Genomic DNA, 22,084 nt, shown 5'->3' with positions numbered 1-22,084 from the left:
TATGACTTACAAATCCTCCCTCCTTTTTCTATTAGTTATTTTATTTATTGGACAAGTTTCTCAAGCGCAAAAAAATCCTGTCATTAGTTTTCTAAATGAACTTAGTTTAGAACAACGACAAGAAGCTGTTTTTCCATTTGAACATCCCTCAAAAACATTTTGGCATTTTTTACCCGCCACAATGGTTCCTAGAGAAGGACTGCAAATAAGTAAGCTTAACACTCGCCAAAAAAAAGCCTTGCACAAATTATTGTCATTTTATTTGTCAGAATCAGGACATGAAAAAGCAAAAAGAATTATGTCTTTAGAAACATTTTTAGCAGCGGAAAGTGGCAATAAGGTTTTTCGAGACCCAGAAAAATATAGCGTCGCTTTTTATGGCGATTCGGAAAAGGACAAACTTTGGTCTTGGTCGTTTGAGGGACATCATCTTTCCTTAAACTTTACGGTTTTAAATGGTGCTATTTCTATAGCTCCTCGATTTATGGGTGCCAATCCAGCAATTATACCTTCCGGACCTCGCAAAGGCGAAAGAACTTTACACAGAGAAGAAGATTTAGGATTTGAATTGATTAACTCCTTATCAACAACACAACAAGAAATAGCCATTTTTCAAGAAAAGGCTTCCGGAAGACTAATGACGTCTAGTCAATCTAAAGTTTCTGCTTTGGAACCTGTGGGTATTTCTTATCAAGAATTAACTGCTTCACAAAAAAAAATATTGCTAGCTATTTTAGAGGAATATCTTTCATCCTTGCCTAAAAAAGAAGCTTCTATTAAACTAGAAACAATTCAAAAAAATGAACTGAATGAAATTCATTTTGCTTGGGCGGGTGCCACTTTTTCTGGAAAAGGACATTATTATAGAATTCAAGGAAGTTCTTTTTTAATAGAATTTGATAACACTCAAAGAAACGCCAATCATATTCATGCAATTTGGCGAGATTTTGAAGGAGACTTTGGCCGCGATTTAATTAGAGAACACTACCATAAAGACCACCAACATGTGCACTAAATTTAGCCTATGTTAGAAATTAGAACAAACTGTGAAAATTGCAATCTAGACTTACCGAACACAAGTCAGAAAGCCATGATTTGTAGTTACGAATGTACTTTTTGTGCCAACTGTGTGACAGATGTTTTAGAAAATGTTTGTCCCAATTGCGGTGGTGGGTTTGAAAAACGTCCTATTAGGCCCAGTAAAGAACTAGAAAAAAATCCTGTACGCGCTGATAAAATTTTGAAACCAGTAATTAGAAATAAATTTTTAGATAAAAATAAAACTGTTCCTCCACATTTAAGATAAATCCCATGTTAACAATTGTATCAAATCCATTTATCATGGACAACTTGATGATTCTAGACCAATTAATGGAATTCTGGTAACATGTGGATCTATTGCTAATTCCTAGGATTTATTTAATAGTTGGAAACACTAGAAACAAGTATCATGAGAACAAGTTTGCCCATATTCCTCTGCTGTTTTGCATTTTTTCTCATCTCTAATATAACCAATCACTTCTTCTTTGCTAGGCACCCTACCTTTCATAATAACCACATCGTTAATTAATAAAGCGGGGGTGGATAAAACATCTTTGCTCATCATGATGGAAACATCATTTACGACTTGGATATCGGCAGGGATTGCCAATTCTGATACCACATTTTTTACCAGTTCTGTTAAGGTGTTGCATTTCTTACAACCATCACTTAAAATTTGAATATTTTTTTTCATAATTCTATGTTCTAATTTTGATACGTTTCTCAAAATTAGGATAGAAGCTGCTAAAATAGTATGACAAAAATCATTTAGGAGAAAAAAAGATGCTTATTTTTTCTTTAAAATTTTAGAAATTTCTTTTTTTAATTGAGGTAATACAATGGTAGCAAACCATTTGTTTTTTGTTTGCCATATATTATTTCTAGGTGAAGGATGTGGCAATACAAAATACGTTGGTAAATAGTTTTCAAACTCGAAAACTCTTTTGGTAAGTGTTGTTTTAGGAAAGTTTGTTAAATAATAATTTTGAGCATACGCACCTATTAAAATGATAAGTTCTACAGATTTTATCTCTTGTAAAAGAGCCTCATGCCATAAGGGAGCACATTCTTTTCTTGGAGGTAAGTCGCCCGATTTTCCTTTTCCTGGGTAACAAAACCCCATGGGAGTCAATGCGAATTTTGAAGTGTCGTAAAACTCTTGTTTTTCTACACCCAGCCAATTTCTTAGGTTTTCGCCACTTTTATCATTCCAAGGAATACCGGAATTGTGAACTGCCAAACCTGGAGCTTGACCGATAATGATAATTTTACTTTTGGAAGTTGCATGTACTATAGGCCTAGGACCTAATTGTAGGTGTTCTTTACAAAGTGTGCACTGCTTAATTTCTTCTAAAAGGTTTTTCATTTGTTTCGAATAACGGTGAAGTCAGTCTCTATAAACAGTTATAAATTACAAGGTATAAATAATTAAAGGGAAATTAAATAAGCCACAGAAAAATTAAAAAATCCTGTTGTATGTAAATCCTCATCATTTTCTAAGGCATTTGGGAAATTAAAAGTATAACCCAATTCAAAATCAAAAGAATTTATGGTGTATTGCAAAGGAATGGAAAACTGTGTATTGATCAAATCAAAAACTTCATTGCTAATTTCAGTATCCACTAATTCAATGGTTTGCTGTGCTAGAACAAATGAAATATCAGGTCGTAAAACCAAATCGTGTTTTTTACTTTTATACAATTTGATACGAGTAAAAATACTGGAAGAAACTTGAAAAGATTGCTCTTGTCCAAATAAAAAGGCTCCTGATAAGTTGACACCAAAGTTTCTCTTTTTTGTTCGGTAACTTAGCCCTAATCCCACCGTATTGTCAAATAAATTTTCTAAATCATTAAAATAAAAATACCTTGTATAGGAAGTGTTCCATTTAAATAATTTCTTTTTATCGAAATATTTTCCATATCCTAAACTAGCAGTAAGAAGATCTAATTTTGGGTCAAATTCACTATAATAAGCACCAGAAACACTTGCAAAAAAACCTTTAGAATCTACATAAGTGACTTGGGGTCTCAAGTTGTATTGATCAATCCCAATATCTCTACCCGAAAAATAGGTTTCAGAATTGTAATTCATAGAAACATACAAAAACTTAAAATTGGTCATTTCCGCAATCAATTCGTTTAATTCAGTTTCTGAGTCAAATAACTCATCTAATAAACTGTCTAAATCTTTTTCTTTTTTGGGTTCCGTAGTTTCTTGTGCGACTGCATTAGAAAATAGAACAAAACAAAAGATACAAGAAAGTAGGTATTTCATGGAGTGGAAAAATTAATCAAAAAAAAACAAGTGGAGAGATAAACCACTTGTTTCAAATATAAGCTATTTTTTATTTATTCAGTTGCTGCTCCATTTCCTGCACCAGCTCCATTTTTACGATTGTTTTTAACTCGGTCCTTAGCTCTATCTTTCGCAGCTTTAATTTCTTGGATACGAGTTTTACGGTCTTTTATATTTTTTACATCCGCATTGGTACCTTTCCTTTTACCTACTTTTGCTCTTCGCTTCATTTGCTGACGTTGTTCATCCGTAATAGTTGCTTTGAACTCGTCTTTTAATGCTTTTATGGCATCTCTGTTAGAAGTTAATGTTGCTTGCTGTGTTTCAGTAAAACTAGTTCTTAAAGCTTCTCTTTTGTCTTTCGCTGTCAACTCAGTATCTTCCAAAATAGCCAATTGCTCAGCAGATAAACTTTCTTTAAAAGCCTCTTTGTTGGCTTTGATCAATTCTTTTTGAGCTTCTAACATTTCTTTTTGCTCTGCAGTTAAAATTGCTACTTCAGATCGTTCTGGACGTTCAGGTCTTTCGTTTGTAGCCGTTTCTTCTTGTGCATACGTTGTACCCATTGTTACCAAAAGAACCAATAGGAAAAGTGTTTTTAAATTTTTCATGATGTTTAAGTTTTAATTATTTTTTTAAGGAACGTTCTATGTATTAGAACCAAAGTTTTTAAAAAAGTTTTAATTTATTTGAAATTTTATTCTTCAATCATATAGGCGTCTACAATCGCTTCCAAATCTTGGTCTTCTGTAAAAAGACTTGCCAATAATAAATTTTCTGCTTGGTGTTGAGACACTGTTGACGAAACATTTACTTGTGACCCATTTAGAATACTATCTGAAATACTTCTATTTTTATCTAAATTTAAAATGGGCAAACTAAGTAAAACAACTGCAGCAGCTGTCGCACTCCAAAGGATTATTTTTTTAGTCGAAAAAGCCAATCTCTTCACCTTAGTTTCTTGTTGTACTTTTTCTAAAATACTTTCTTTAGACTTGGCAAAATAGCCGTCTGGTATAATATAACCCAACTCGTTTTGATGTCTTTCTTTGTTTTTTAAATCTTTTTTCATAATTCTGAAATTTTAGGCTTGAACATAAATATTTCCGAGCATTTTTTCTTCAATAAATTTAACGGCACTATAATAGATTGTTTTTATCGTGCCTTCTTTCAATTCCAATATATCTACCATTTCTCTAAATTTCAAATCGTCAAAATATTTCATTTGAAAAACGGTTCGTTGTCGCACAGTTAATTCTGTCAAAGTTTTGTGCAATCTCAATTGAATTTCTTTTCCATCAAAAAAAACATCTTCCACTAGCGCATCTAAATATTTGGTATTGACACTGTCTAATGAAATTCCTTGATTTCTTTTTTCCTTTTCTAAAAAACGAATCGATTCATTATAAGCAATGCGATACATCCAAGTGTGCAAAGAGCTTTTTTGTTGAAATTTTGAAAGACTTTTAAAAACTCTTACAAAGGTGTTTTGCAAAACATCATCTGTGTTTTCATGCGTGATCACAAATTTTCTTATATGCCAATACAAGCGCTCCTGATACAAATCCAAAAGCTCTGAAAAAGCTTTGTCTTTGGTTTTAGGCGTTGTTAAGCGTTTGATAAAATCTGCTTCGTCTTTTAATTTCACGTTGAAAATTAGCTATCTTAATTGAGACTTCCAATTATTAGACCTGGCAACTTTCCAAAAGTTTGAAATTAATTTAGATACTTGTTATTTTATTTGAAAACAGAAATGTTAAGATTTATTTTCTAGCGCAAATTTTGCTGCGTTTAATCCACTAAGTACCGCACCTTCTAAATAACCACCATATTGCAAAGCCGTTTCTGTTCCTGAAAAAAATAATTTTCCCTGCAAATAACTTTCCTGAAAAAGTAAATTTCCATATTTGGGACTTAAATAATAGGAGTTTAATTTTTCTGAAGACGTGTACATATCCTGAGACCAATCTTTTTCTTGGTAATGCATGTAGCTTCGAATATCTACACCAAGATGCTTTTCTAAATAATCTAATATTTTTAATTTCCTTTCTTCTGAACTTAGTTCTCGCAAACTTTCATTGACAAATCCTTTTAAAATAAATTGCTTGTTTTCATAATCGGTATGATCGTACATTTCTATAACCGGACTTACTTGCCCAATAATAGTCCCTGAAAAACCTTTAGCTCTCCAAAAAGGAGTTTTAAATGTGATTCCAACTTTGATGGCATTGCTCATCCAAGTATGTGTTTTTTGCATGGCTTGCACTAATTTATTTGGCAATTTAGGACTGTAACTTAGATGAGAAGCAAGCAAAGGTGGTAGGGTGACGATAACTTTATTGCCTTCATACATTTCTTTTTCAGTATAAACGCTTATCCCTTCTTCTGTTTCTGAAATAGTGTTAACAACCGTATTTAATCTTATTTTTTGCTGCAGTTTTTCTGCTAATTTTTCGATCAAAGTAGTACTTCCTCCTTGTATTCTAATTGAGCCAGGTTGTGCTTTGTCAATTTCAAATAAATGAGGGGCTGCCATAGAACTATATACCAAAACACTTTGTCCTTGAGTATGTTGTGGAAAGGTAGCTACTTCTAGCTCTGTCAGTAAATTCTTTAAATTTTCATGGTAGTATTGCAACCAAGTAGCGCCAAAATCAATACCTTTATCAGTGAGTATTCTGCCTCCTACTCTGTCTCTAGCTTCTAGTAGAATAAAATCATCTATACCTTGTTTTAAGAATTGATAAGCCGTTGTTAAACCAGACAAACCTGCTCCTATAATAATATATTTAGTTTTTGACATTTTTATTAATTTATGATTTGTCCCTAGTAGAATTCCTAGGAACTAAGACCTTACAATAATACTATAAAGTGCAGAACTATTGCATATTGATTTCTAATTTTATGAGAGAACTTAATCTGTACTTATTTCCTTTTAAAAAAACGTTTAGATACCGTGAAATAGTATATTTTTCTTTTTACTTTTACAAAAGAGGAGGATTCTAATTCTTTTTTGGTTTTCTATGAAAAGAATTTTATTATATTTTTTACTTTTTTTCGGACTTAGCATTCACGCTCAAAAAGAAGCCAATATTTGGTATTTTGGTGAAGAAGCAGGCTTAGATTTTAATTCAGGTATTCCAACGGCGCTAATAGATGGTAAAGTTGATACCAATGAAGGTTGTGCAACAATTTCCGACAAAAATGGACAGCTTCTGTTTTATACCGATGGAATTACCGTTTGGAATAAAAATCATACTGTAATGTTAAATGGAAATAGCTTAAATGGGCATCCTTCCAGCACTCATTCCGCCATGATTGTACCGCAACCTCACAATGCCAATGTGTATTACATATTCAATGTCAACCAATACAATGCTGAAAAAGGATTTTGGTATAGCAAAGTGGACATGACCTTGGATGGAAATTTGGGAGGAATTGTAAGCACAGAAAAAAATATACGAATTACAAGTACCTTGGTAACCGAGAATTTAACGGCAATTAAAAATATTCACACACAAGATTATTGGGTGGTCTCTCATGCATTTAATGGTGATGAATTTCTAGCTTTTAAAGTCACCAATGCAGGTATTGACCTAAATTATGTAAGTAGTCATGTTGGAAGTTTTTTAAACAGTAGTGCGGCGACTTCTAGTGCAATTGGGGCAATGAAATTTTCACCAAACGGACAACGATTAGCTATTGCACGTGGTAGCGGTGTAGGCAAAGTAGCAGAACTACAAGTATTTGATTTTGATACTGCCACAGGAAAAGTCAGTAACCCGTTAACTTTTTATGATTCTACAATTCCTGACGAAGATTTCTTTTTTTATGGTCTAGAGTTTTCACCTAATAGTCAGGTGTTGTATACCAGTGTTATTCAATTTACCATTGTTGGAGATGTGGTTTCAAATAGTGCATCAAAAATTCATCAATACAATTTAAATGCAGGAAATAATGCTGCTATTGAAGCGAGTAAAACAACACTATTTAGTTATCCCAATAGTTCTGTAGGAGCCTTACAATTGGCGACAGATAAGAAAATTTATGTATCTGTTTTTGGAAAATCTTTTTTAGATGCCATTGAAAAACCAGATGAATTAGCTGCAGCTGCACAATATACGGAAGATGCTGTGTTTTTAGGCGGAAAAAGAGCCTTGTACGGATTGCCTCCATTTATCCAAACTTATTTTACCACCACCATTAATTTTGAACATGTTTGTTTAGGACAACCCACTAATTTTTATTTAGCAAACGAGGTAGACAGTATCCTTTGGGATTTTGACGATCCTGATTCGGGAGTAGAAAATACATCTGTATTAGAAAAACCGGTTCATATTTTTACCAACCCTGGTTCTTATGAAGTATCCGCAACTTTTACGGAAAGCGGAGATACAAAAACCATAAGAAACACTGTAGAAATTTATGATTTAGCAATGGCTACAAAACCAGAGGATTTGGTTCTTTGTGAAACGGACAACGATGGATTTTATTTATTCGATTTAAGTACACAAAACAACGCTATTTTAAACGGTTTAAATCCTACAGAATACAATGTTCGATATTATGCTGGAATTGCAGATTACAATGCTAAAAAATCTATTCTAACTCCTGAAAATTACAGAAATAAACGGAGCTATACCGAAGAGTCTATCTATGCTGAAGTTTATCAATTAGAAAATGACAATTGTGCTTCTGCTCCAGTAGATTTTACAATTTCACTTTTTGAATCGTCCCTCCCTCCTGCTGAAAATGGGAGTCTAAGTAGTTGTGACAATAGTTCCTTTGGCTCCGATGAGGATGGTAGGATCATGTTTGATTTGAGCTCTACGGAAAATTATTTCTTAAACGGTCAATCTAAAGATACTTTTCTATTTGAATATTATACAGATTCTAGTTTACTCAACAAAATAACCAATCCAAAAACATTTGTAAACACCCAATTACAGCAAACAATTCATGTGAGCATAACAAATAAATTTAACACAAAATGTTCTACAGTTGTCTTACTCGATTTGGAAGTTTTTGCATTGCCGATAATTGAAGAAAACGTTGTTTTAAAACAATGTGACGATGATATAGATGGTTTTAGTGATTTTAATTTAACAGAGGTCGACTCGAAAATAAGTACGGAACCTACAAATGTGACGATTAGCTATTTTGAAACCTTGGCAGGAGCTGAAGCAAACAATGCAGCAGAACTAATAATCAATCCAACGAGTTATAGAAATGCAACGGTAAGTACGGATACTGTTTGGGCTAGAGTCACTACGGAAAATTCTTGTTATCGAATTTCTGAAATTAGTTTGGTAGTTTCAACGACGGCAATTCCTGCAAATTTTAAAAGAAATTTTTATGAATGTGATGATTATTTGGATGCCGCTAATCCAAATACCGATGGAATTACTGCTTTTAATTTTGAAAGTGTAAAAGAAGAAATAAAAGCTTTGTTTCCTTTAGGACAAGAATTGATTGTTCAATTTTACCGTAATAATGAAGATGCTTTAAAAGAAGTAAATGCGATAGAAAATGCTGCAAACTATAGAAATATAGGTTATCCTAATCAGCAAGATATTTATGTACGTGTTGATAGCAAAAGAGACAATGATTGTTTGGGTTTTGGAAAACATATTTCATTATTTACAGAACCGATGCCAATAGCACATCCTGTAGGTTTTGAACGACAATGTGATGACGATTTTGATGGAAGGTTTCCTTTTGATACCAGTACTTTAGAAAATGATTTATTAAAAGGGCAGACCGGAATGGTGGTTCAATATTTTGGTCAAAATGGAACAGAATTACCTAGTCCGTTGCCCAATCCGTTTGTTACAACTAGTCAATTTGTAAAAGTGGTTATTTCTTTAAAGGATTCAAAAGATCCTGATGGCGCTTGTACTGACGAAACCTACCTTCAGTTTTTGGTAGATAAAAAATCGGTTGCTAATAACGTGGCTCCTTTGGAAATGTGTGACGACGATCATGATGGTATTTTTCTTTTTGATACCTCTACTATAGATGCCCAAATTTTAAACGGACAAACGGATATGGAAATAAGCTATTTCGATACAAACGGAAATCCGCTTCCTAGTCCCCTACCAAATCCTTTTTCTACAAATACAACACGTATTCGAGCACAGGTTACAAATACCTTAAATGGCAATTGCGTGGCAGCTACTAGCATCGATTTTGTTGTTTTCCCGAAACCCATTTTCGAATTAGAAACCGATGAAATTGTATGTTTAAACTTACTTCCTAAAAGAGTAAGCATAAAAAATCCTAGTGAAAATACGCACAGCTATATTTGGACAAATAATTTAGGGGAAGTCGTTAGTACCCAACCAACGGCAGAAATTGTAAAAGAAGGTAAGTATACTGTCATCGCAACATCTTTGAATGGCTGTGAATCTTTTCCTATGGAAATGAATATTAAGGCTTCTAATATTGCTAGTCTGACAAAAAAGGATTTAAAAATTATTGATGATTCAGAAAATAATTCTTTAGAAATTATAAGAGCCGGCTTGGGTATTGGAGATTATGAGTATGCCTTGCAAAAAGAAAATAATGAAATAGGTGCTTTTCAAAACGAAGCTTTATTTGATTATTTAGATGCTGGAGTTTACAAAGTGTATGTGAATGATAAAAATAACTGTGGGTTGGTCGACTATGATTTTTCTATTATAGGTTTTCCTAAGTTCTTTACACCTAATGGTGATGGATCCAATGATTATTGGAGAATTCAAGGAATTACATCACAATTTTACCCGAATACGCTGGTGGCCATTTATGATAAAATGGGAAGACTCTTAGCTGAAATAGACCCTTTAGGTATGGGTTGGGATGGTACTTCTAAAGGACTTCCTTGCTTAGCTACAGATTATTGGTTTGTGGCAAAATTAATTGACAAGCAAGGGCAAGTACGTCATCGTTATGGGAATTTTAGCTTGCTACGATAAAATAAATTGTGTGAAATTATTCCAATTTTAAGGTTTCAATATCGGTTATTAATTGTGCAATAGACGTTCTATTCAAACCATTGTAAATTCCTCTTATATGTTTGTTTTTATCAATAAGTAAGAAATTCTCCGTGTGTAAAAAATCCTCATCCGATTTTTTTTCACCCAAATCGTTTTCTACAAAATAATGCTTTCTTCCTAGCTCATAAATTTGTTTTCTTGTGCTTGTTACCAAATGCCATTTATTAGGAATAACCCCTTTGTTATTGGCATAATCTAATAAAACAGGAACTGAATCTTTTGCAGGTGTAACAGAATGTGATAGTAATAAAACAGAAGCATCTTCTTTAAACTTCTCTTGAATTTTCGCCATATTTTTTGTCATAGCCGGACAAATTCCTGGACAACTGGTAAAGAAAAAATCGGTGATATAAATTTTACCTTCAAACGTTTTATGATTAATACTATCTCCCAGCTGATTTATCAAATTAAAGGCGGGGATTTTATGAAAATTTTTCTCTTCTTCACTACCTGGAACCAACCAAAATGGCGTAAAGGACGCATCTCTATAATAAGGTAAATTGGCCACTCTACTGCCCGTATATTGCTTGTCATTTTTACAAGCAACAAAAATTAACAGGATCAAAATCCAACTATTATTTTTCATCTTTATCATATCTAATAACTATTTCATCTTCCTAAGCATAACAAGAATTGGCTCTTCTCATGCCAAATATTCTTCCATTTTTGGCTTCATAATTTACATACAGCTTTCCGTTTTTTAACCAAGCTTGTTGCAAACCATGTTCTTGACCAGCGCGCAATGTTCTTGCTTTAGAAATAGAGCCACTTCGCCAATAGAATTTTTCTATACCTTCTTTCTTTCCATTAATCGTATAATTTACTTCATAAGCTAAAAGTCCATTTGGCCAATATGTTTTATAGGTATTTACCAATGTGTTTTGTTTGTAAAAGCACTGCTTTTTAAGTTGTGCATTCGCATACCATTGTTTGGCCTCCCCTTCTTTTCTTCCTTTGTAAAAACCTATGCATTCAGCCAATTTCTTAGTATTAAAATGTCTTATAGCAAAGCCACTAAAAGGTTTGTTGTTGAAATACCATTTTCCTTCATTTGCGTGAAGCACCAATTTAGCTTTTACAATACTATCATTTGGAATGTTGAAAAATGTTAGAACCACTTGTTTTTGTGACTTGCTTTTTTCTGATTGACAGCCAAAAAATAAAAAGAGACTTAGTAGGCAAATGAAGGAATATTTCATGATAAAAAAAATTAAAGACTTCCTTGAAACGGTCCCGCAAACAAAATATAACCAACATCCCCTAATGAACTTGTGCTATAAATTTCATTAATTACATGGTAGTGGTATTCTTCTTCTCCATCAGAATGTTGCGTTGTTGACGTATGACCACCAGAACTATCTAAATTTGTTGGGTAAGTATTTGTAGAATCACATTTTCTACCATAGATAAAAAATCCATCTTTTAAAATTCCTATAAGATTTTTATCATCATTAGACATGGCATGAGGCTCTAAGTGGTAATGGTATACATCAGGACCAATATGTGCTCCGGTCCAATCCAAACTAACGGCAGCACCATCTAAAGAACCAGAACCTTCTTGATCGTTATAAATGGCTGCTCCAGATATAGCAACACCAATAGAACCTAAACTTGTTGAAGTAGTGTTTGATGCCTTTGAAGGAACCGCGTCTACAGTAATTACCTGATCGTAGTTTCCATTTTCGTTAAGCGTTGTTGGTGTTGGGTCAAATGAAGAGTCTTCTTCGTAATAAAGTGTGTGTCCTTCACCCCAATAGCCTGTTTTATGATTTGGAAGTCCTGACGCTTCTATAGTCACAGTTGTACCATTAGCAGATAAATAAATATCTGTTTCAGTGGTATCAAATTCAGCAAAAGCCGCATGTAATTCAGTAACAGATTCAGTGGTTTCATCTTCATCCTCAGCATCTTCCATGATGGAGTCAGAACTTGTACATGAGAAAAATAAAAATGTCAATAAGGACATGCTAATAGTGATATACTGTTTCATAATTTAAATTGTTTTAGTGATTGTACTACTAAAACAGTCAAAACCAAAAACACCCTACCTTAAAACAAAAAAATCCCTTTTCCAATGAAGGAAAAGGGATTTTTAATTTTTATGCTGGGTATTAAAATCTATAGCCCAATCCAATAGTTAAATAATCTAATCTTCCATCTGCTTCTATCGTTCCGAAATTATCGTCTTCTATTCTTTCAGAAACTCCCAAAGCATATTTTGCTTTGATAAATTGATTTCAAGGCCTAAACCAACACCAACTCCTTATTTATTTAATGTATCATTATTTTGGGTATCCAAAACATAATCTAATTGAGGTCCAAATAGTAATGCTAAACCATTTGTTACGTTGTACTTGAGTAAAACAGGAAGCAGCAATACATTTGTCTTCTCTCCATCTTTATTGTACATTCCTAACGACAGCTCCGTTTTTAGATCATATTTTTCAGACAATTCAAACTCTTTAAAAAAACCAATAAAAAATCCAGATTTAGTTGGTGAATCTGATTCGCTTCCGAAAGATAGACCATAACTGGTATTTAATGAGGAGTAACCCGCTGTAAAACCAATACTTTCTTGCGCAGTAGCACTTAACAAACTGAATGCTGTAATGAATACAGCCAATAATAACTTTTTCATAGTATATTTTTTTTAATTTAGTACAAGATAAAAAAAAGCTTCTCAATTTTAATTGAGAAGCTTTATATACTATTTGCATTATAATTGTTATGCGTTGAACAAAGGTCTGCCTCCCATTAATTCATTAACTTTTTCAGCAACAGCTTCTAAAACAGCCGCATCTTCAAAGTTTGTAATTACTTCATCAATCAAATCAACAACCGTTGCCATTTCATTTGCTTTCAATCCTCTAGTCGTAATTGCAGCAGCTCCAATACGAATACCAGAAGTTACAAATGGAGATTTATCATCAAAAGGAACCATGTTTTTGTTTACAGTAATATCCGCTTTTACTAAGGCTTGCTCTGCATCTTTACCTGATAAATTTTTGTTACGCAAATCAATTAACATACAGTGATTGTCTGTACCACCAGAAATGATATTGTATCCTTTGGCAACAAAAGCAGCAGCCAAAGCAGCAGCATTTTCTTTAACTTGTACTTGATAATGTAAAAATTTATCTGTCAAAGCTTCACCAAAAGCAATGGCTTTAGCAGCAATTACATGCTCTAAAGGTCCACCTTGCATTCCAGGGAATACAGCAGCGTTTAACAAACCTGACATTTTACGTAAATTACCATTTTTCAAAGTAATTCCCATTTTATTGTCAAAATCTTGTCCCATCATAATCATTCCTCCTCTAGGACCTCTTAAAGTTTTATGAGTAGTAGTGGTTACGAAATGACAGTGAGGCAATGGATCGTTTAATAATCCTTTTGCAATCATACCTGCTGGATGAGAAATATCAGCCAATAGGTAAGCTCCAACACTATCCGCAATTTCTCTAAAACGAGCAAAATCGATATCTCTCGAATACGAAGAAGCACCTGCAATGATTAATTTTGGCTTTTCTTCTAAAGCTATTTTTTGAATGTTGTCATAGTTCAAACGACCTGTTTCCTGCTCAACTCCATAAAAAGAAGTTTTATATGTTTTTCCAGAAAAATTTACAGGAGAACCATGTGTTAAGTGACCACCATGAGATAAGTCAAATCCTAAAATTTTATCACCTGGTACTAAAACAGCTAAATAAACAGCTGCATTGGCTTGTGAACCAGAGTGTGGCTGTACGTTTACATACGCAGCACCAAATAATTCTTTCGCTCTATCAATAGCAATTTGTTCAACAACATCTACAACTTCACAACCACCATAGTAACGTTTACCTGGATATCCTTCAGCATATTTATTTGTTAGTACAGAACCTTGCGCTTCCATAACTTGCTCACTTACAAAGTTTTCAGAAGCGATTAATTCTAATCCTTCTAATTGTCTTTCTTTTTCGTCTTGTATTAAGTCGAAGATGATTTGATCACGTTGCATCTTTTAAGATTTACAGTTTGTTAAAATAAAGCGCAAAATTACAAATTCTCTTTTGTTTTCTATAGCTTTCTTTCAATAAAAATGAACAGGATATGAACAAATTGGCTAATTTGTAAAACACAGCTACGAATCTCTATTTGTAAAATAAAAAAACTAGAAATTTACATTTGAAGAAATTTCTAGTTTACATAAGGAAATTGTAGTTTTTTTAACTGTAGTTTTCTAAGTCGATACCAATAATATCATAGTGCGATTCATTTGCGACTGCAGTTCCATTTTTTACCACTATTGCTTGTGGAGATTGATGCACTACGTTGAATTTCTCTGCCATCGCTGCAGAAATATCACGATGATTTAACAAATCTAGATAATAAAAATCTAATTGTTCTCTCAAGCCTTCATTTTTGGTTTCAAACTTTCTTAATACACTAGCACTAATTCCGCAACGTGTACTATGCTTAAATAAAAGTGCTGTTTTTTCAGATTTTTCTATAATTGAATTTAATTGCTCAATAGATGTTAAAGGAATCCAATCAATTTTTGCTTGTTTTTCCTTAGCCTCTTTTTTTCCAAATACTTTATCTAATATACCCATATCGTTTTCTTCTTATTTTTTCAAATAGACGGCAAAGGTAGTATTTACTTTCAAGAGTCTTAAAAAATTATACAAGGTTGTTCTACAACTATTTCTGTTTTAAAAAAAATTCAGAAATCACAACTTACAAAATACTATTTAAGTCAAGGCATTGTCTAATAAAAGCAACAATACAATGCGATCTTTGTCGCTATTATTTACGACTTTATGTTCCATTGTTGCGTCAAAGATCAACAATTCGCCTTCTATAATTTCTTGTTTTTTATTTTCATTTTTCAAATACACCCCTTTGTCAGCTTGCAAACAAAACATGGCCATTACATAAGGTTTTTCGCCTTTATAAGATGTTATTCGGGCACCTGCTTTTAAAGAAGAAAAAGCAAAAGCTTTTACATTTTCTAGTGGTTCTACTAAATGAACCGTTTGAGGTGCTAAGTTTCTAGATTTTACAATGAACTCATTCGGAATACGCTCCCAATCAGATTCTTCGGGTCTTAACGGAATAACTTTCAGTGCTGCTTCTTCGTCAATTTCATCAAATTTGGTTAAATGTTCACTGTAACAATTGAGGGCTTCTTGCTTAAAAATTTGAAAGTTATTGAACAACAAGGCTAGTTGCGGATACAACTCTAAGGAATGAAATGCTACTTTTGGTTTGATTAAGGTTTCCATATATTTTTTTATAAAATGAATACAAGATTTAATTTCAATTCAGTGTTTTACTTTATCTTTAAACTAGACAACTGACCTCGAATTTTACCTACCCTGTTTCTGCTGTTTTTTCAAATGCTAACGAAACTAAAGGGTTCTACGTAAAAAAATATTTAAAATGAGTGAGTGCTATTTATATATGAGTCGACTTGTTTTGTTACTGAGTAAACGAAGTTCTTTAGAGCAGTCGGAAATATTGGCTTGTTTTTTTAATTTAATAAGCCATATTGTCTGTAAAACAGTACACTTACAAGTCATTTTGTCTAAAGTAATACATAAAACAGAATTGGAATACAATTTGACCTTATCCTTATGAATCTTAAAAATGCAACGTTATGAATTTTAATAATTTTACGATAAAATCACAAGAAGTTGTTCAAAAAGCACAGCAAATAGCACAAGCATTAGAACATCAACAAATTGAAAATACACATATTTTTAAAGCCATTTTAGAGGTAGATGAAAATGTGACTCCTTTTATTTTAAAAAAACTAGGTGTAAATATTACGGTGCTTAGTCAAGTTATAGAAAATAATTTAAAAAGTTTTCCAAAGGTAACGGGTGGCTCTATTTCATTATCTAGAACAGCTAACACAGCATTGCTAGACGCAAGTACAATTGCGCAAAAAATGAAGGATGAATATGTTTCAATAGAACATTTGTTACTGGCCATATTTAAAACAACAGATACAATTTCTCAAGTTTTAAAAGATCAAGGGGTTAATGAAAAAGGATTGAAAGCGGCCATTGCAGAAATTAGACAAGGTGAAAAAGTAACCTCTCAATCTGCAGAAGACACTTATAATTCATTGAATAAATATGCCAAGAATTTAAACAAGCTGGCTGAGGAAGGTAAATTAGATCCGGTAATTGGACGAGATGAAGAAATTAGAAGAATTTTACAAATTCTTTCTAGACGAACAAAAAACAATCCGATGTTGGTTGGTGAACCTGGTGTAGGGAAAACAGCCATTGCTGAGGGATTGGCACATCGAATTATTCAAGGAGATATTCCTGAAAATTTAAAAGACAAACAAATATTTTCTTTAGATATGGGGGCTTTAATTGCCGGTGCCAAATACAAAGGAGAGTTTGAGGAACGTTTGAAATCTGTTGTAAAGGAAGTCACAAATTCTGATGGAAATATTGTTTTATTTATTGATGAAATTCACACTTTAGTAGGTGCTGGCGGTGGCGAAGGTGCCATGGATGCGGCAAATATTTTAAAGCCTGCTTTGGCAAGAGGAGAACTAAGAGCTATTGGAGCAACGACTTTGGATGAGTATCAAAAATATTTTGAAAAGGACAAAGCTTTGGAGCGTCGATTTCAAAAAATTATTGTGGACGAGCCCGATACGGAAAGTGCCATTTCTATTTTAAGGGGAATTAAAGATAAATATGAAGTCCACCATAAAGTAAGAATTAAGGATGATGCTGTAATTGCTGCTGTTGAATTGTCTCAACGCTATATTACCAATCGTTTTTTACCAGATAAGGCCATTGATTTAATGGATGAAGCCGCTTCTAAAATGCGTATGGAAATCAATTCAAAACCAGAAGAGTTAGATGTTTTGGATCGAAAGATTATGCAGATAGAAATTGAAGTTGAAGCCATTAAAAGAGAAAAAGACAAAGCCAAATTAGCGATTCTAAAGAAAGAATTAGCGAATGTTAAAGAGAATCGTGACGCCATTTATAGTAAATGGAGAACGGAAAAAGAATTGGTAGATAAAGTCCAACAAATAAAAGAAAGTATTGAAAATTATAAACAGGAGGCGGACAAAGCAGAACGTGATGGAAATTATGGATTGGTAGCAGAATTGCGTTATGGTAAAATAAAAGTCGCACAAGAAGAATTGGATGCGCTTCAAAAAGAAGTCAATTCAAACCAAGAACATTCTTTGATCAAAGAGGAAGTCACTGCCGATGATATTGCTGAAGTAATTGCGAAATGGACAGGAATTCCGGTGCAGAAAATGTTGCAAAGCGAACGAGAAAAATTATTGGTTTTAGAGCAAGAATTACACAAAAGTGTGATTGGACAGGAAGAAGCCATAGAAGCGGTATCGGATGCTGTAAGACGCTCAAGAGCTGGTTTACAAGATGAAAAGAAACCCATAGGTTCCTTCTTGTTTTTAGGAACTACCGGTGTTGGTAAAACTGAATTGGCAAAGGCATTGGCTACGTATCTTTTTGACGATGAAAATGCCATGACACGGATTGATATGAGCGAATATCAAGAACGGCATGCAGTAAGTAGACTTGTAGGAGCGCCTCCGGGATATGTAGGCTATGATGAAGGAGGACAATTGACGGAAGCTGTACGAAGAAAACCGTATTCTGTTGTTTTGTTAGATGAAATTGAAAAAGCGCATCCTGATACGTTTAATATTTTGTTACAAGTACTAGACGAAGGACATTTGACGGATAACAAAGGAAGAATTGCAGATTTTAAGAATACCATTATTATTATGACCTCAAATATGGGGGCAGAAAGTATTCAGGAACATTTTGAAAAAGCGAAAGATGAAGATCGTTTGCGAACAGCAGAAAGAGCAAAAATTGATGTAATGGCTATTTTAAAGCAAAGTATACGACCTGAGTTTTTAAATAGAATTGATGAAATCATCATGTTTACGCCTTTAGATAAAAAAGAAATTGCAGCCATTGTGAAAATTCAATTGGCAAAATTATCTAAAATGCTAAAAGGAAAACAAATTGAATTGGCTGTAACAGATGAGGCTATTGAAGCCTTATCTACAAAAGGTTTCGATCCTCAGTTCGGAGCGAGACCCGTAAAAAGAGTTGTGCAAAAAGAAGTTTTAAATGCCTTGTCAAAAGAAATTTTAGCAGGAAATATTGCTTCGGAGCAAAAAATTCTTTTAGATGCCTTTGATGGTAAATTTGTTTTTAGAAATAATTCATAAAATAAAATCATTTTTAAAAGTCCTGGAAATATTCATTTATTCCCAGGACTTTTTTTGTTGGATTAGTTTTTTAAGAAACTATCAAAACTCAACAATTTTCCTTTCAATTCATAGCTAAGATTCTGCATCCTGAACTTTCGCTAAAAATGATGGCATTGATCCTTTCAATTCAATTAATTCCTTATAAAAATAAGTATCTTTGTTTTTATTACTGTGAATTTCATCTATGTCCATTAAAGAAAATTTAAAACGAATTTCTGATACTCTTCCAGAAAACGTAACCTTGGTTGCTGTTTCAAAAACCAAACCTATAAGTGCCATTGAAGAAGCTTATGCCGCTGGCCAACGAGTATTTGGCGAAAACAAAGTCCAAGAGATGGTGGAAAAATTCGAAGCACTTCCCAAAGATATTTCCTGGCATTTGATAGGACATTTACAGAAAAACAAGGTAAAATACATTGCTCCTTTTGTCCATTTAATTCATGGAATTGATAGCTTTTCTACCTTAAAAGAAATTAACAAACAAGCAAAAAAACACGATCGAATTATTTCGTGTTTGCTTCAAGTAAAAATTGCCGAAGAAGAAACTAAATTTGGATTTAGCATTCCTGAAGTCAGAAATATATTGGCTTCTAAAGATTTAGTAGAACTCAAAAATATTGCTATAAAAGGCTTTATGGGCATGGCTAGTTTTACAGACAATACAAAACAAATAGCAAACGAATTTCAAACACTAAAATCTTTCTTTGATGAATTTCAATTACAGATTTTGTCAATGGGAATGAGTGGAGATTATAAAATTGCAATAAAAAACGGTAGTACTATGGTTCGAGTGGGTAGTTCTATTTTTGGAACAAGAAATCTCTAAACCTCTAAATAAAAAAAATGTACGCAATAATAGATTTAGAAACTACCGGGGGTAAATTTAATGAAGAAGGAATAACTGAAGTTGCCATATATAAATTTGACGGTCATGAAATTGTTGATCAATTTATAAGTCTCGTAAATCCAGAAAGACCAATTCAACCTTTTGTGGTGAATTTAACAGGGATTACCGAAAAAATGGTAAAAACTGCACCGAAATTTTATGAGGTAGCGAAAAGAATAGTGGAAATTACAGCCGACTGTGTTTTTATTGCTCACAATACTTCTTTTGATTATCGAGTACTTCGAACAGAGTTTAAGCGATTGGGCTTTGATTATGTACGTGAGACTTTGTGTACGGTAGAGTTGAGTAAAAACTTGATTCCTGATATGCCGTCATACAGTTTGGGGAAACTATGTAAATCATTAGGAATACCGATGAGTGATCGGCACAGAGCAAGTGGTGATGCGTTAGCAACCGTACAACTTTTTAAATTGTTACAAAGCAAAGATATTGGCAAAGAAATTACCAAGAGTTCTATAAAAATGATTCTTGATAGTGAAAAAGTAGTTTCAAATAAAATATTAGGATTTATAGAAAATACACCCACTACTTCGGGGGTGTTTTACATACATGATGCCAATGGTACCATTTTATACATGGGAAAAAGTAGAAATATTAAAAAAGGAATCAATCAACTTTTTTTAAGAACTTCAAAAAAAATAAAAAGTTTGCAAGACCAAGCTTTTTCAATCAGTCATGAAGAAACGGGAAATGAATTATTTGCCCAACTTATATTTGACATGGCTTTTAAAAAACACAAACCTCGTTTTAATACACACCGCAGAAAAAACATGGAAACCGTAGTTTTTAATACGGATAATATGGTGGTGGTAGATCGCGGAAGAAAAACAGGTGAAAAATCTTTTTTATTAGTTGAAGATAATAATGTTCTCGGAATTGGATATTCTAGCTTAGAACAACAATTGCAAAACATACCTTTGCTAAAAACCTTGATTACTAAAACAGGAAACGATTTAGTGACTCGCTATGCAGTGAAAAAGTATTTAGAAAAAGGAAAAATAGAAAGAATAATCCGTTACTAGAGTTTTATACTATGGATACAGCACAAGCTTCTTGGAAAGACAAGTTGCATGAAATAATTTACGAAGCAGATACAAAGGCGGGGAAATTATTTGATGTTCTTTTGTTGGTTACCATTGTTGCCAGTATTATTTTGGTGATGTTGGAAAGTGTCCCTACTATAGATGCCGTTTACCACAACTTTTTTAATATTGCCGAATGGGTAATTACCTTGTTATTCACCATAGAATATATATTGCGTATTATTTGCATAAAAAAACCAAGTAGCTATATTTTTAGCTATTTTGGATTGATTGATTTTTTAGCTACTATTCCAAAGTATTTGTCTTTAATTATGGGAGGTACACATGCCCTATTGGTCTTGCGAGCATTGCGTTTGTTGCGTGTATTTCGAATTCTGAAAATTTCTAGATATATCGGAGAATCAAATAAACTTATTAGTGCTCTAAAAGCAAGCAGACCCAAAATCACGGTTTTTGTTTTTGCTGTCATGATATTGGCAATAATTTTGGGGACTGTAATGTATTTGGTTGAAGGCAATGCAGACAGTGGTTTTACAAGTATACCAAGAAGTATTTATTGGACTATTGTAACGCTGACTACCGTTGGTTATGGTGATATAACACCTGCTACGGCTTTGGGGCAATTTATAGCTTCTATTGTAATGATTATGGGGTATGGAATTATCGCAGTTCCAACAGGAATTGTATCCGCTGAATTTACAGCACAAAATAACACGATAGCGAACAATACGAAAGCTTGTACTAACTGTGGGACAGGAAAACATAAAGATGATGCCAAGTTTTGTAATAATTGTGGCGATAAACTTTAGGAGGCCATTTCAGCCTTTAGTAATTTTATATGCCGAATCAATCGTTTGGCTTCCAATTGTAAAGTACCATTGTAAACCCCTCTAATTCGGCCTTTGGCATCAATCAATAAGAAATTTTCAGTATGAATAAATTCACTGGCTTCTTTTGTTTTTACAAAGTCTTCATCTGAAAAATAAGCGGTTCTAGCCAATTCATAAATAACCTCTTTATCACCAGTAACAAGATTCCATTTTTTTGAATTTACTCCGTAATCCTTTGCGTATTTTTTTAATACAGGAACGGAATCCATGCTTGGCGTTACCGAATGGGATAACAAATAAACATCTGGATCATCCATAAATTCTTCCTGTAATATTTTCATATTCAAACTTAAGCTACGACAAATTCCTGTACAGCTCGTAAAGAAAAAATCGGCAACATAAATTTTACCTTTATAAGTATCTTGAGTAACTTCAAGTCCATCTTGATTGATGAACGAGAAATCGGGAATGCTATGAATGTCGCTATATGTCTTGTCATCTATTGAAATCCATTCTGGAGTAAAATCTCCTGTATTGAAAAAAGGCAATGTGCTAATTTCTTTCTTTAGAGGAGCTTTTTCTTTGTTTTCTGTTTTACAAGAAACACTTAATGCTAAAAAAAGTAAAATTGCTAAGATGTTAGAATTCTTCAT

Annotated in this window: 22 protein-coding genes; 7 read left to right on the top strand and 15 right to left on the bottom strand. The window is 33.2% G+C overall.

Going from position 1 to position 22,084, the window contains the following annotated elements; all coding sequences use genetic code 11:
* Nucleotide 1: 1 nt before the first annotated feature.
* Nucleotides 2-1,015, top strand: a complete 1,014-nt coding sequence (locus FGM02_RS08225) for a DUF3500 domain-containing protein (RefSeq protein WP_139957892.1) — start codon at nt 2-4, stop codon at nt 1,013-1,015.
* A gap of 9 nt (nt 1,016-1,024) precedes the next feature.
* Nucleotides 1,025-1,306 carry a DUF1272 domain-containing protein gene (locus tag FGM02_RS08220; RefSeq protein ID WP_139957891.1) on the top strand — a complete coding sequence of 94 codons (282 nt, stop codon included), beginning with the start codon at nt 1,025-1,027 and terminating at the stop codon, nt 1,304-1,306.
* A 129-nt stretch (nt 1,307-1,435) separates the two neighbouring features.
* Here FGM02_RS08220 and FGM02_RS08215 read toward each other — a convergent pair whose 3' ends face one another.
* The 7 genes from FGM02_RS08215 to FGM02_RS08185 form a co-directional block, all read right to left on the bottom strand.
* Nucleotides 1,436-1,768, bottom strand: a complete 333-nt coding sequence (locus FGM02_RS08215; protein WP_139957890.1) for a thioredoxin family protein — start codon at nt 1,766-1,768, stop codon at nt 1,436-1,438.
* 60 nt (nt 1,769-1,828) lie between these two features.
* Entirely contained in the window at nt 1,829-2,407 is a 579-nt protein-coding gene (locus FGM02_RS08210; RefSeq protein WP_139957889.1) for a uracil-DNA glycosylase family protein, read from the bottom strand.
* 62 nt (nt 2,408-2,469) lie between these two features.
* The gene (locus FGM02_RS08205; protein ID WP_139957888.1) at nt 2,470-3,318 is read right to left on the bottom strand and encodes a hypothetical protein; all 849 of its coding nucleotides are present in this window, start codon (nt 3,316-3,318) and stop codon (nt 2,470-2,472) included.
* 74 nt (nt 3,319-3,392) lie between these two features.
* Nucleotides 3,393-3,950: a hypothetical protein gene (locus FGM02_RS08200; protein ID WP_139957887.1), complete on the bottom strand. Its 558-nt coding sequence runs from the start codon at nt 3,948-3,950 to the stop codon at nt 3,393-3,395.
* 86 nt (nt 3,951-4,036) lie between these two features.
* Nucleotides 4,037-4,411 (bottom strand): hypothetical protein, encoded by a 375-nt coding sequence (locus FGM02_RS08195; protein WP_139957886.1) that lies wholly within the window; start codon nt 4,409-4,411, stop codon nt 4,037-4,039.
* Between the two features lie 12 nt (nt 4,412-4,423).
* Nucleotides 4,424-4,987, bottom strand: a complete 564-nt coding sequence (locus tag FGM02_RS08190) for an RNA polymerase sigma factor (RefSeq protein ID WP_139957885.1) — start codon at nt 4,985-4,987, stop codon at nt 4,424-4,426.
* Nucleotides 4,988-5,095: 108 nt separating this feature from the next.
* Nucleotides 5,096-6,142 (bottom strand): flavin monoamine oxidase family protein, encoded by a 1,047-nt coding sequence (locus FGM02_RS08185; RefSeq protein WP_139957884.1) that lies wholly within the window; start codon nt 6,140-6,142, stop codon nt 5,096-5,098.
* Between the two features lie 220 nt (nt 6,143-6,362).
* Between FGM02_RS08185 and FGM02_RS08180 the strand changes: the two genes are divergently transcribed.
* Nucleotides 6,363-10,295, top strand: coding sequence for a T9SS type B sorting domain-containing protein (locus FGM02_RS08180; protein WP_139957883.1), 3,933 nt, complete (start codon nt 6,363-6,365; stop codon nt 10,293-10,295).
* 16 nt (nt 10,296-10,311) lie between these two features.
* On the opposite strand, the gene FGM02_RS08175 is transcribed toward FGM02_RS08180, so the two are convergent.
* From FGM02_RS08175 to FGM02_RS08145, 7 genes are all read right to left on the bottom strand, one after another.
* Nucleotides 10,312-10,962, bottom strand: a complete 651-nt coding sequence (locus tag FGM02_RS08175) for an SCO family protein (RefSeq protein WP_317133621.1) — start codon at nt 10,960-10,962, stop codon at nt 10,312-10,314.
* Nucleotides 10,963-10,993: 31 nt separating this feature from the next.
* On the bottom strand, nt 10,994-11,575 hold the full coding sequence (locus FGM02_RS08170) for a toxin-antitoxin system YwqK family antitoxin (protein ID WP_139957881.1): 582 nt from the start codon (nt 11,573-11,575) through the stop codon (nt 10,994-10,996).
* Between the two features lie 11 nt (nt 11,576-11,586).
* Entirely contained in the window at nt 11,587-12,366 is a 780-nt protein-coding gene (locus FGM02_RS08165) for a YHYH protein (RefSeq protein ID WP_139957880.1), read from the bottom strand.
* Between the two features lie 273 nt (nt 12,367-12,639).
* Nucleotides 12,640-13,014: a porin family protein gene (locus FGM02_RS08160; RefSeq protein WP_139957879.1), complete on the bottom strand. Its 375-nt coding sequence runs from the start codon at nt 13,012-13,014 to the stop codon at nt 12,640-12,642.
* An 87-nt stretch (nt 13,015-13,101) separates the two neighbouring features.
* Nucleotides 13,102-14,376 carry a serine hydroxymethyltransferase gene (gene glyA, locus FGM02_RS08155; RefSeq protein ID WP_139957878.1) on the bottom strand — a complete coding sequence of 425 codons (1,275 nt, stop codon included), beginning with the start codon at nt 14,374-14,376 and terminating at the stop codon, nt 13,102-13,104.
* A 208-nt stretch (nt 14,377-14,584) separates the two neighbouring features.
* Complete coding sequence (gene ytxJ, locus FGM02_RS08150) at nt 14,585-14,971, bottom strand: bacillithiol system redox-active protein YtxJ (protein WP_139957877.1); 387 nt, start codon at nt 14,969-14,971, stop codon at nt 14,585-14,587.
* Between the two features lie 138 nt (nt 14,972-15,109).
* On the bottom strand, nt 15,110-15,643 hold the full coding sequence (locus FGM02_RS08145; protein WP_139957876.1) for an aspartyl/asparaginyl beta-hydroxylase domain-containing protein: 534 nt from the start codon (nt 15,641-15,643) through the stop codon (nt 15,110-15,112).
* A gap of 374 nt (nt 15,644-16,017) precedes the next feature.
* Between FGM02_RS08145 and clpB the strand changes: the two genes are divergently transcribed.
* From clpB to FGM02_RS08125, 4 genes are all read left to right on the top strand, one after another.
* Nucleotides 16,018-18,609: an ATP-dependent chaperone ClpB gene (gene clpB / locus FGM02_RS08140; protein ID WP_139957875.1), complete on the top strand. Its 2,592-nt coding sequence runs from the start codon at nt 16,018-16,020 to the stop codon at nt 18,607-18,609.
* 226 nt (nt 18,610-18,835) lie between these two features.
* On the top strand, nt 18,836-19,477 hold the full coding sequence (locus FGM02_RS08135; protein WP_139957874.1) for a YggS family pyridoxal phosphate-dependent enzyme: 642 nt from the start codon (nt 18,836-18,838) through the stop codon (nt 19,475-19,477).
* A 17-nt stretch (nt 19,478-19,494) separates the two neighbouring features.
* On the top strand, nt 19,495-20,580 hold the full coding sequence (locus tag FGM02_RS08130; protein ID WP_139957873.1) for an exonuclease domain-containing protein: 1,086 nt from the start codon (nt 19,495-19,497) through the stop codon (nt 20,578-20,580).
* An 11-nt stretch (nt 20,581-20,591) separates the two neighbouring features.
* Nucleotides 20,592-21,410, top strand: coding sequence for an ion transporter (locus FGM02_RS08125; protein WP_139957872.1), 819 nt, complete (start codon nt 20,592-20,594; stop codon nt 21,408-21,410).
* On the opposite strand, the gene FGM02_RS08120 is transcribed toward FGM02_RS08125, so the two are convergent.
* Nucleotides 21,407-22,084 (bottom strand): SCO family protein, encoded by a 678-nt coding sequence (locus tag FGM02_RS08120; RefSeq protein WP_139957871.1) that lies wholly within the window; start codon nt 22,082-22,084, stop codon nt 21,407-21,409. The genes FGM02_RS08125 and FGM02_RS08120 overlap by 4 nt on opposite strands.

The organism is Flavicella sediminum (assembly GCF_006381105.1).
Lineage (GTDB): Bacteria > Bacteroidota > Bacteroidia > Flavobacteriales > Flavobacteriaceae > Flavicella > Flavicella sediminum.
The sequence above is the reverse complement of the archived record's forward strand: the minus strand, read 5'-3'. Positions and strand labels throughout refer to the sequence as shown.

Coding starts and splice junctions, on each gene's coding strand:
- FGM02_RS08225 (WP_139957892.1), top strand. CDS start 2: ATGACTTACAAATCCTCCCTCCTTTTTCTATTAGTTATTTTATTTATT.
- FGM02_RS08125 (WP_139957872.1), top strand. CDS start 20,592: ATGGATACAGCACAAGCTTCTTGGAAAGACAAGTTGCATGAAATAATT.
- FGM02_RS08180 (WP_139957883.1), top strand. CDS start 6,363: ATGAAAAGAATTTTATTATATTTTTTACTTTTTTTCGGACTTAGCATT.
- FGM02_RS08145 (WP_139957876.1), bottom strand. CDS start 15,643: ATGGAAACCTTAATCAAACCAAAAGTAGCATTTCATTCCTTAGAGTTG.
- ytxJ (WP_139957877.1), bottom strand. CDS start 14,971: ATGGGTATATTAGATAAAGTATTTGGAAAAAAAGAGGCTAAGGAAAAA.
- FGM02_RS08120 (WP_139957871.1), bottom strand. CDS start 22,084: ATGAAGAATTCTAACATCTTAGCAATTTTACTTTTTTTAGCATTAAGT.
- FGM02_RS08135 (WP_139957874.1), top strand. CDS start 18,836: ATGTCCATTAAAGAAAATTTAAAACGAATTTCTGATACTCTTCCAGAA.
- FGM02_RS08170 (WP_139957881.1), bottom strand. CDS start 11,575: ATGAAATATTCCTTCATTTGCCTACTAAGTCTCTTTTTATTTTTTGGC.
- glyA (WP_139957878.1), bottom strand. CDS start 14,376: ATGCAACGTGATCAAATCATCTTCGACTTAATACAAGACGAAAAAGAA.
- FGM02_RS08165 (WP_139957880.1), bottom strand. CDS start 12,366: ATGAAACAGTATATCACTATTAGCATGTCCTTATTGACATTTTTATTT.
- FGM02_RS08175 (WP_317133621.1), bottom strand. CDS start 10,962: ATGAAAAATAATAGTTGGATTTTGATCCTGTTAATTTTTGTTGCTTGT.
- FGM02_RS08205 (WP_139957888.1), bottom strand. CDS start 3,318: ATGAAATACCTACTTTCTTGTATCTTTTGTTTTGTTCTATTTTCTAAT.
- clpB (WP_139957875.1), top strand. CDS start 16,018: ATGAATTTTAATAATTTTACGATAAAATCACAAGAAGTTGTTCAAAAA.
- FGM02_RS08200 (WP_139957887.1), bottom strand. CDS start 3,950: ATGAAAAATTTAAAAACACTTTTCCTATTGGTTCTTTTGGTAACAATG.
- FGM02_RS08160 (WP_139957879.1), bottom strand. CDS start 13,014: ATGAAAAAGTTATTATTGGCTGTATTCATTACAGCATTCAGTTTGTTA.
- FGM02_RS08195 (WP_139957886.1), bottom strand. CDS start 4,411: ATGAAAAAAGATTTAAAAAACAAAGAAAGACATCAAAACGAGTTGGGT.
- FGM02_RS08130 (WP_139957873.1), top strand. CDS start 19,495: ATGTACGCAATAATAGATTTAGAAACTACCGGGGGTAAATTTAATGAA.
- FGM02_RS08185 (WP_139957884.1), bottom strand. CDS start 6,142: ATGTCAAAAACTAAATATATTATTATAGGAGCAGGTTTGTCTGGTTTA.
- FGM02_RS08220 (WP_139957891.1), top strand. CDS start 1,025: ATGTTAGAAATTAGAACAAACTGTGAAAATTGCAATCTAGACTTACCG.
- FGM02_RS08210 (WP_139957889.1), bottom strand. CDS start 2,407: ATGAAAAACCTTTTAGAAGAAATTAAGCAGTGCACACTTTGTAAAGAA.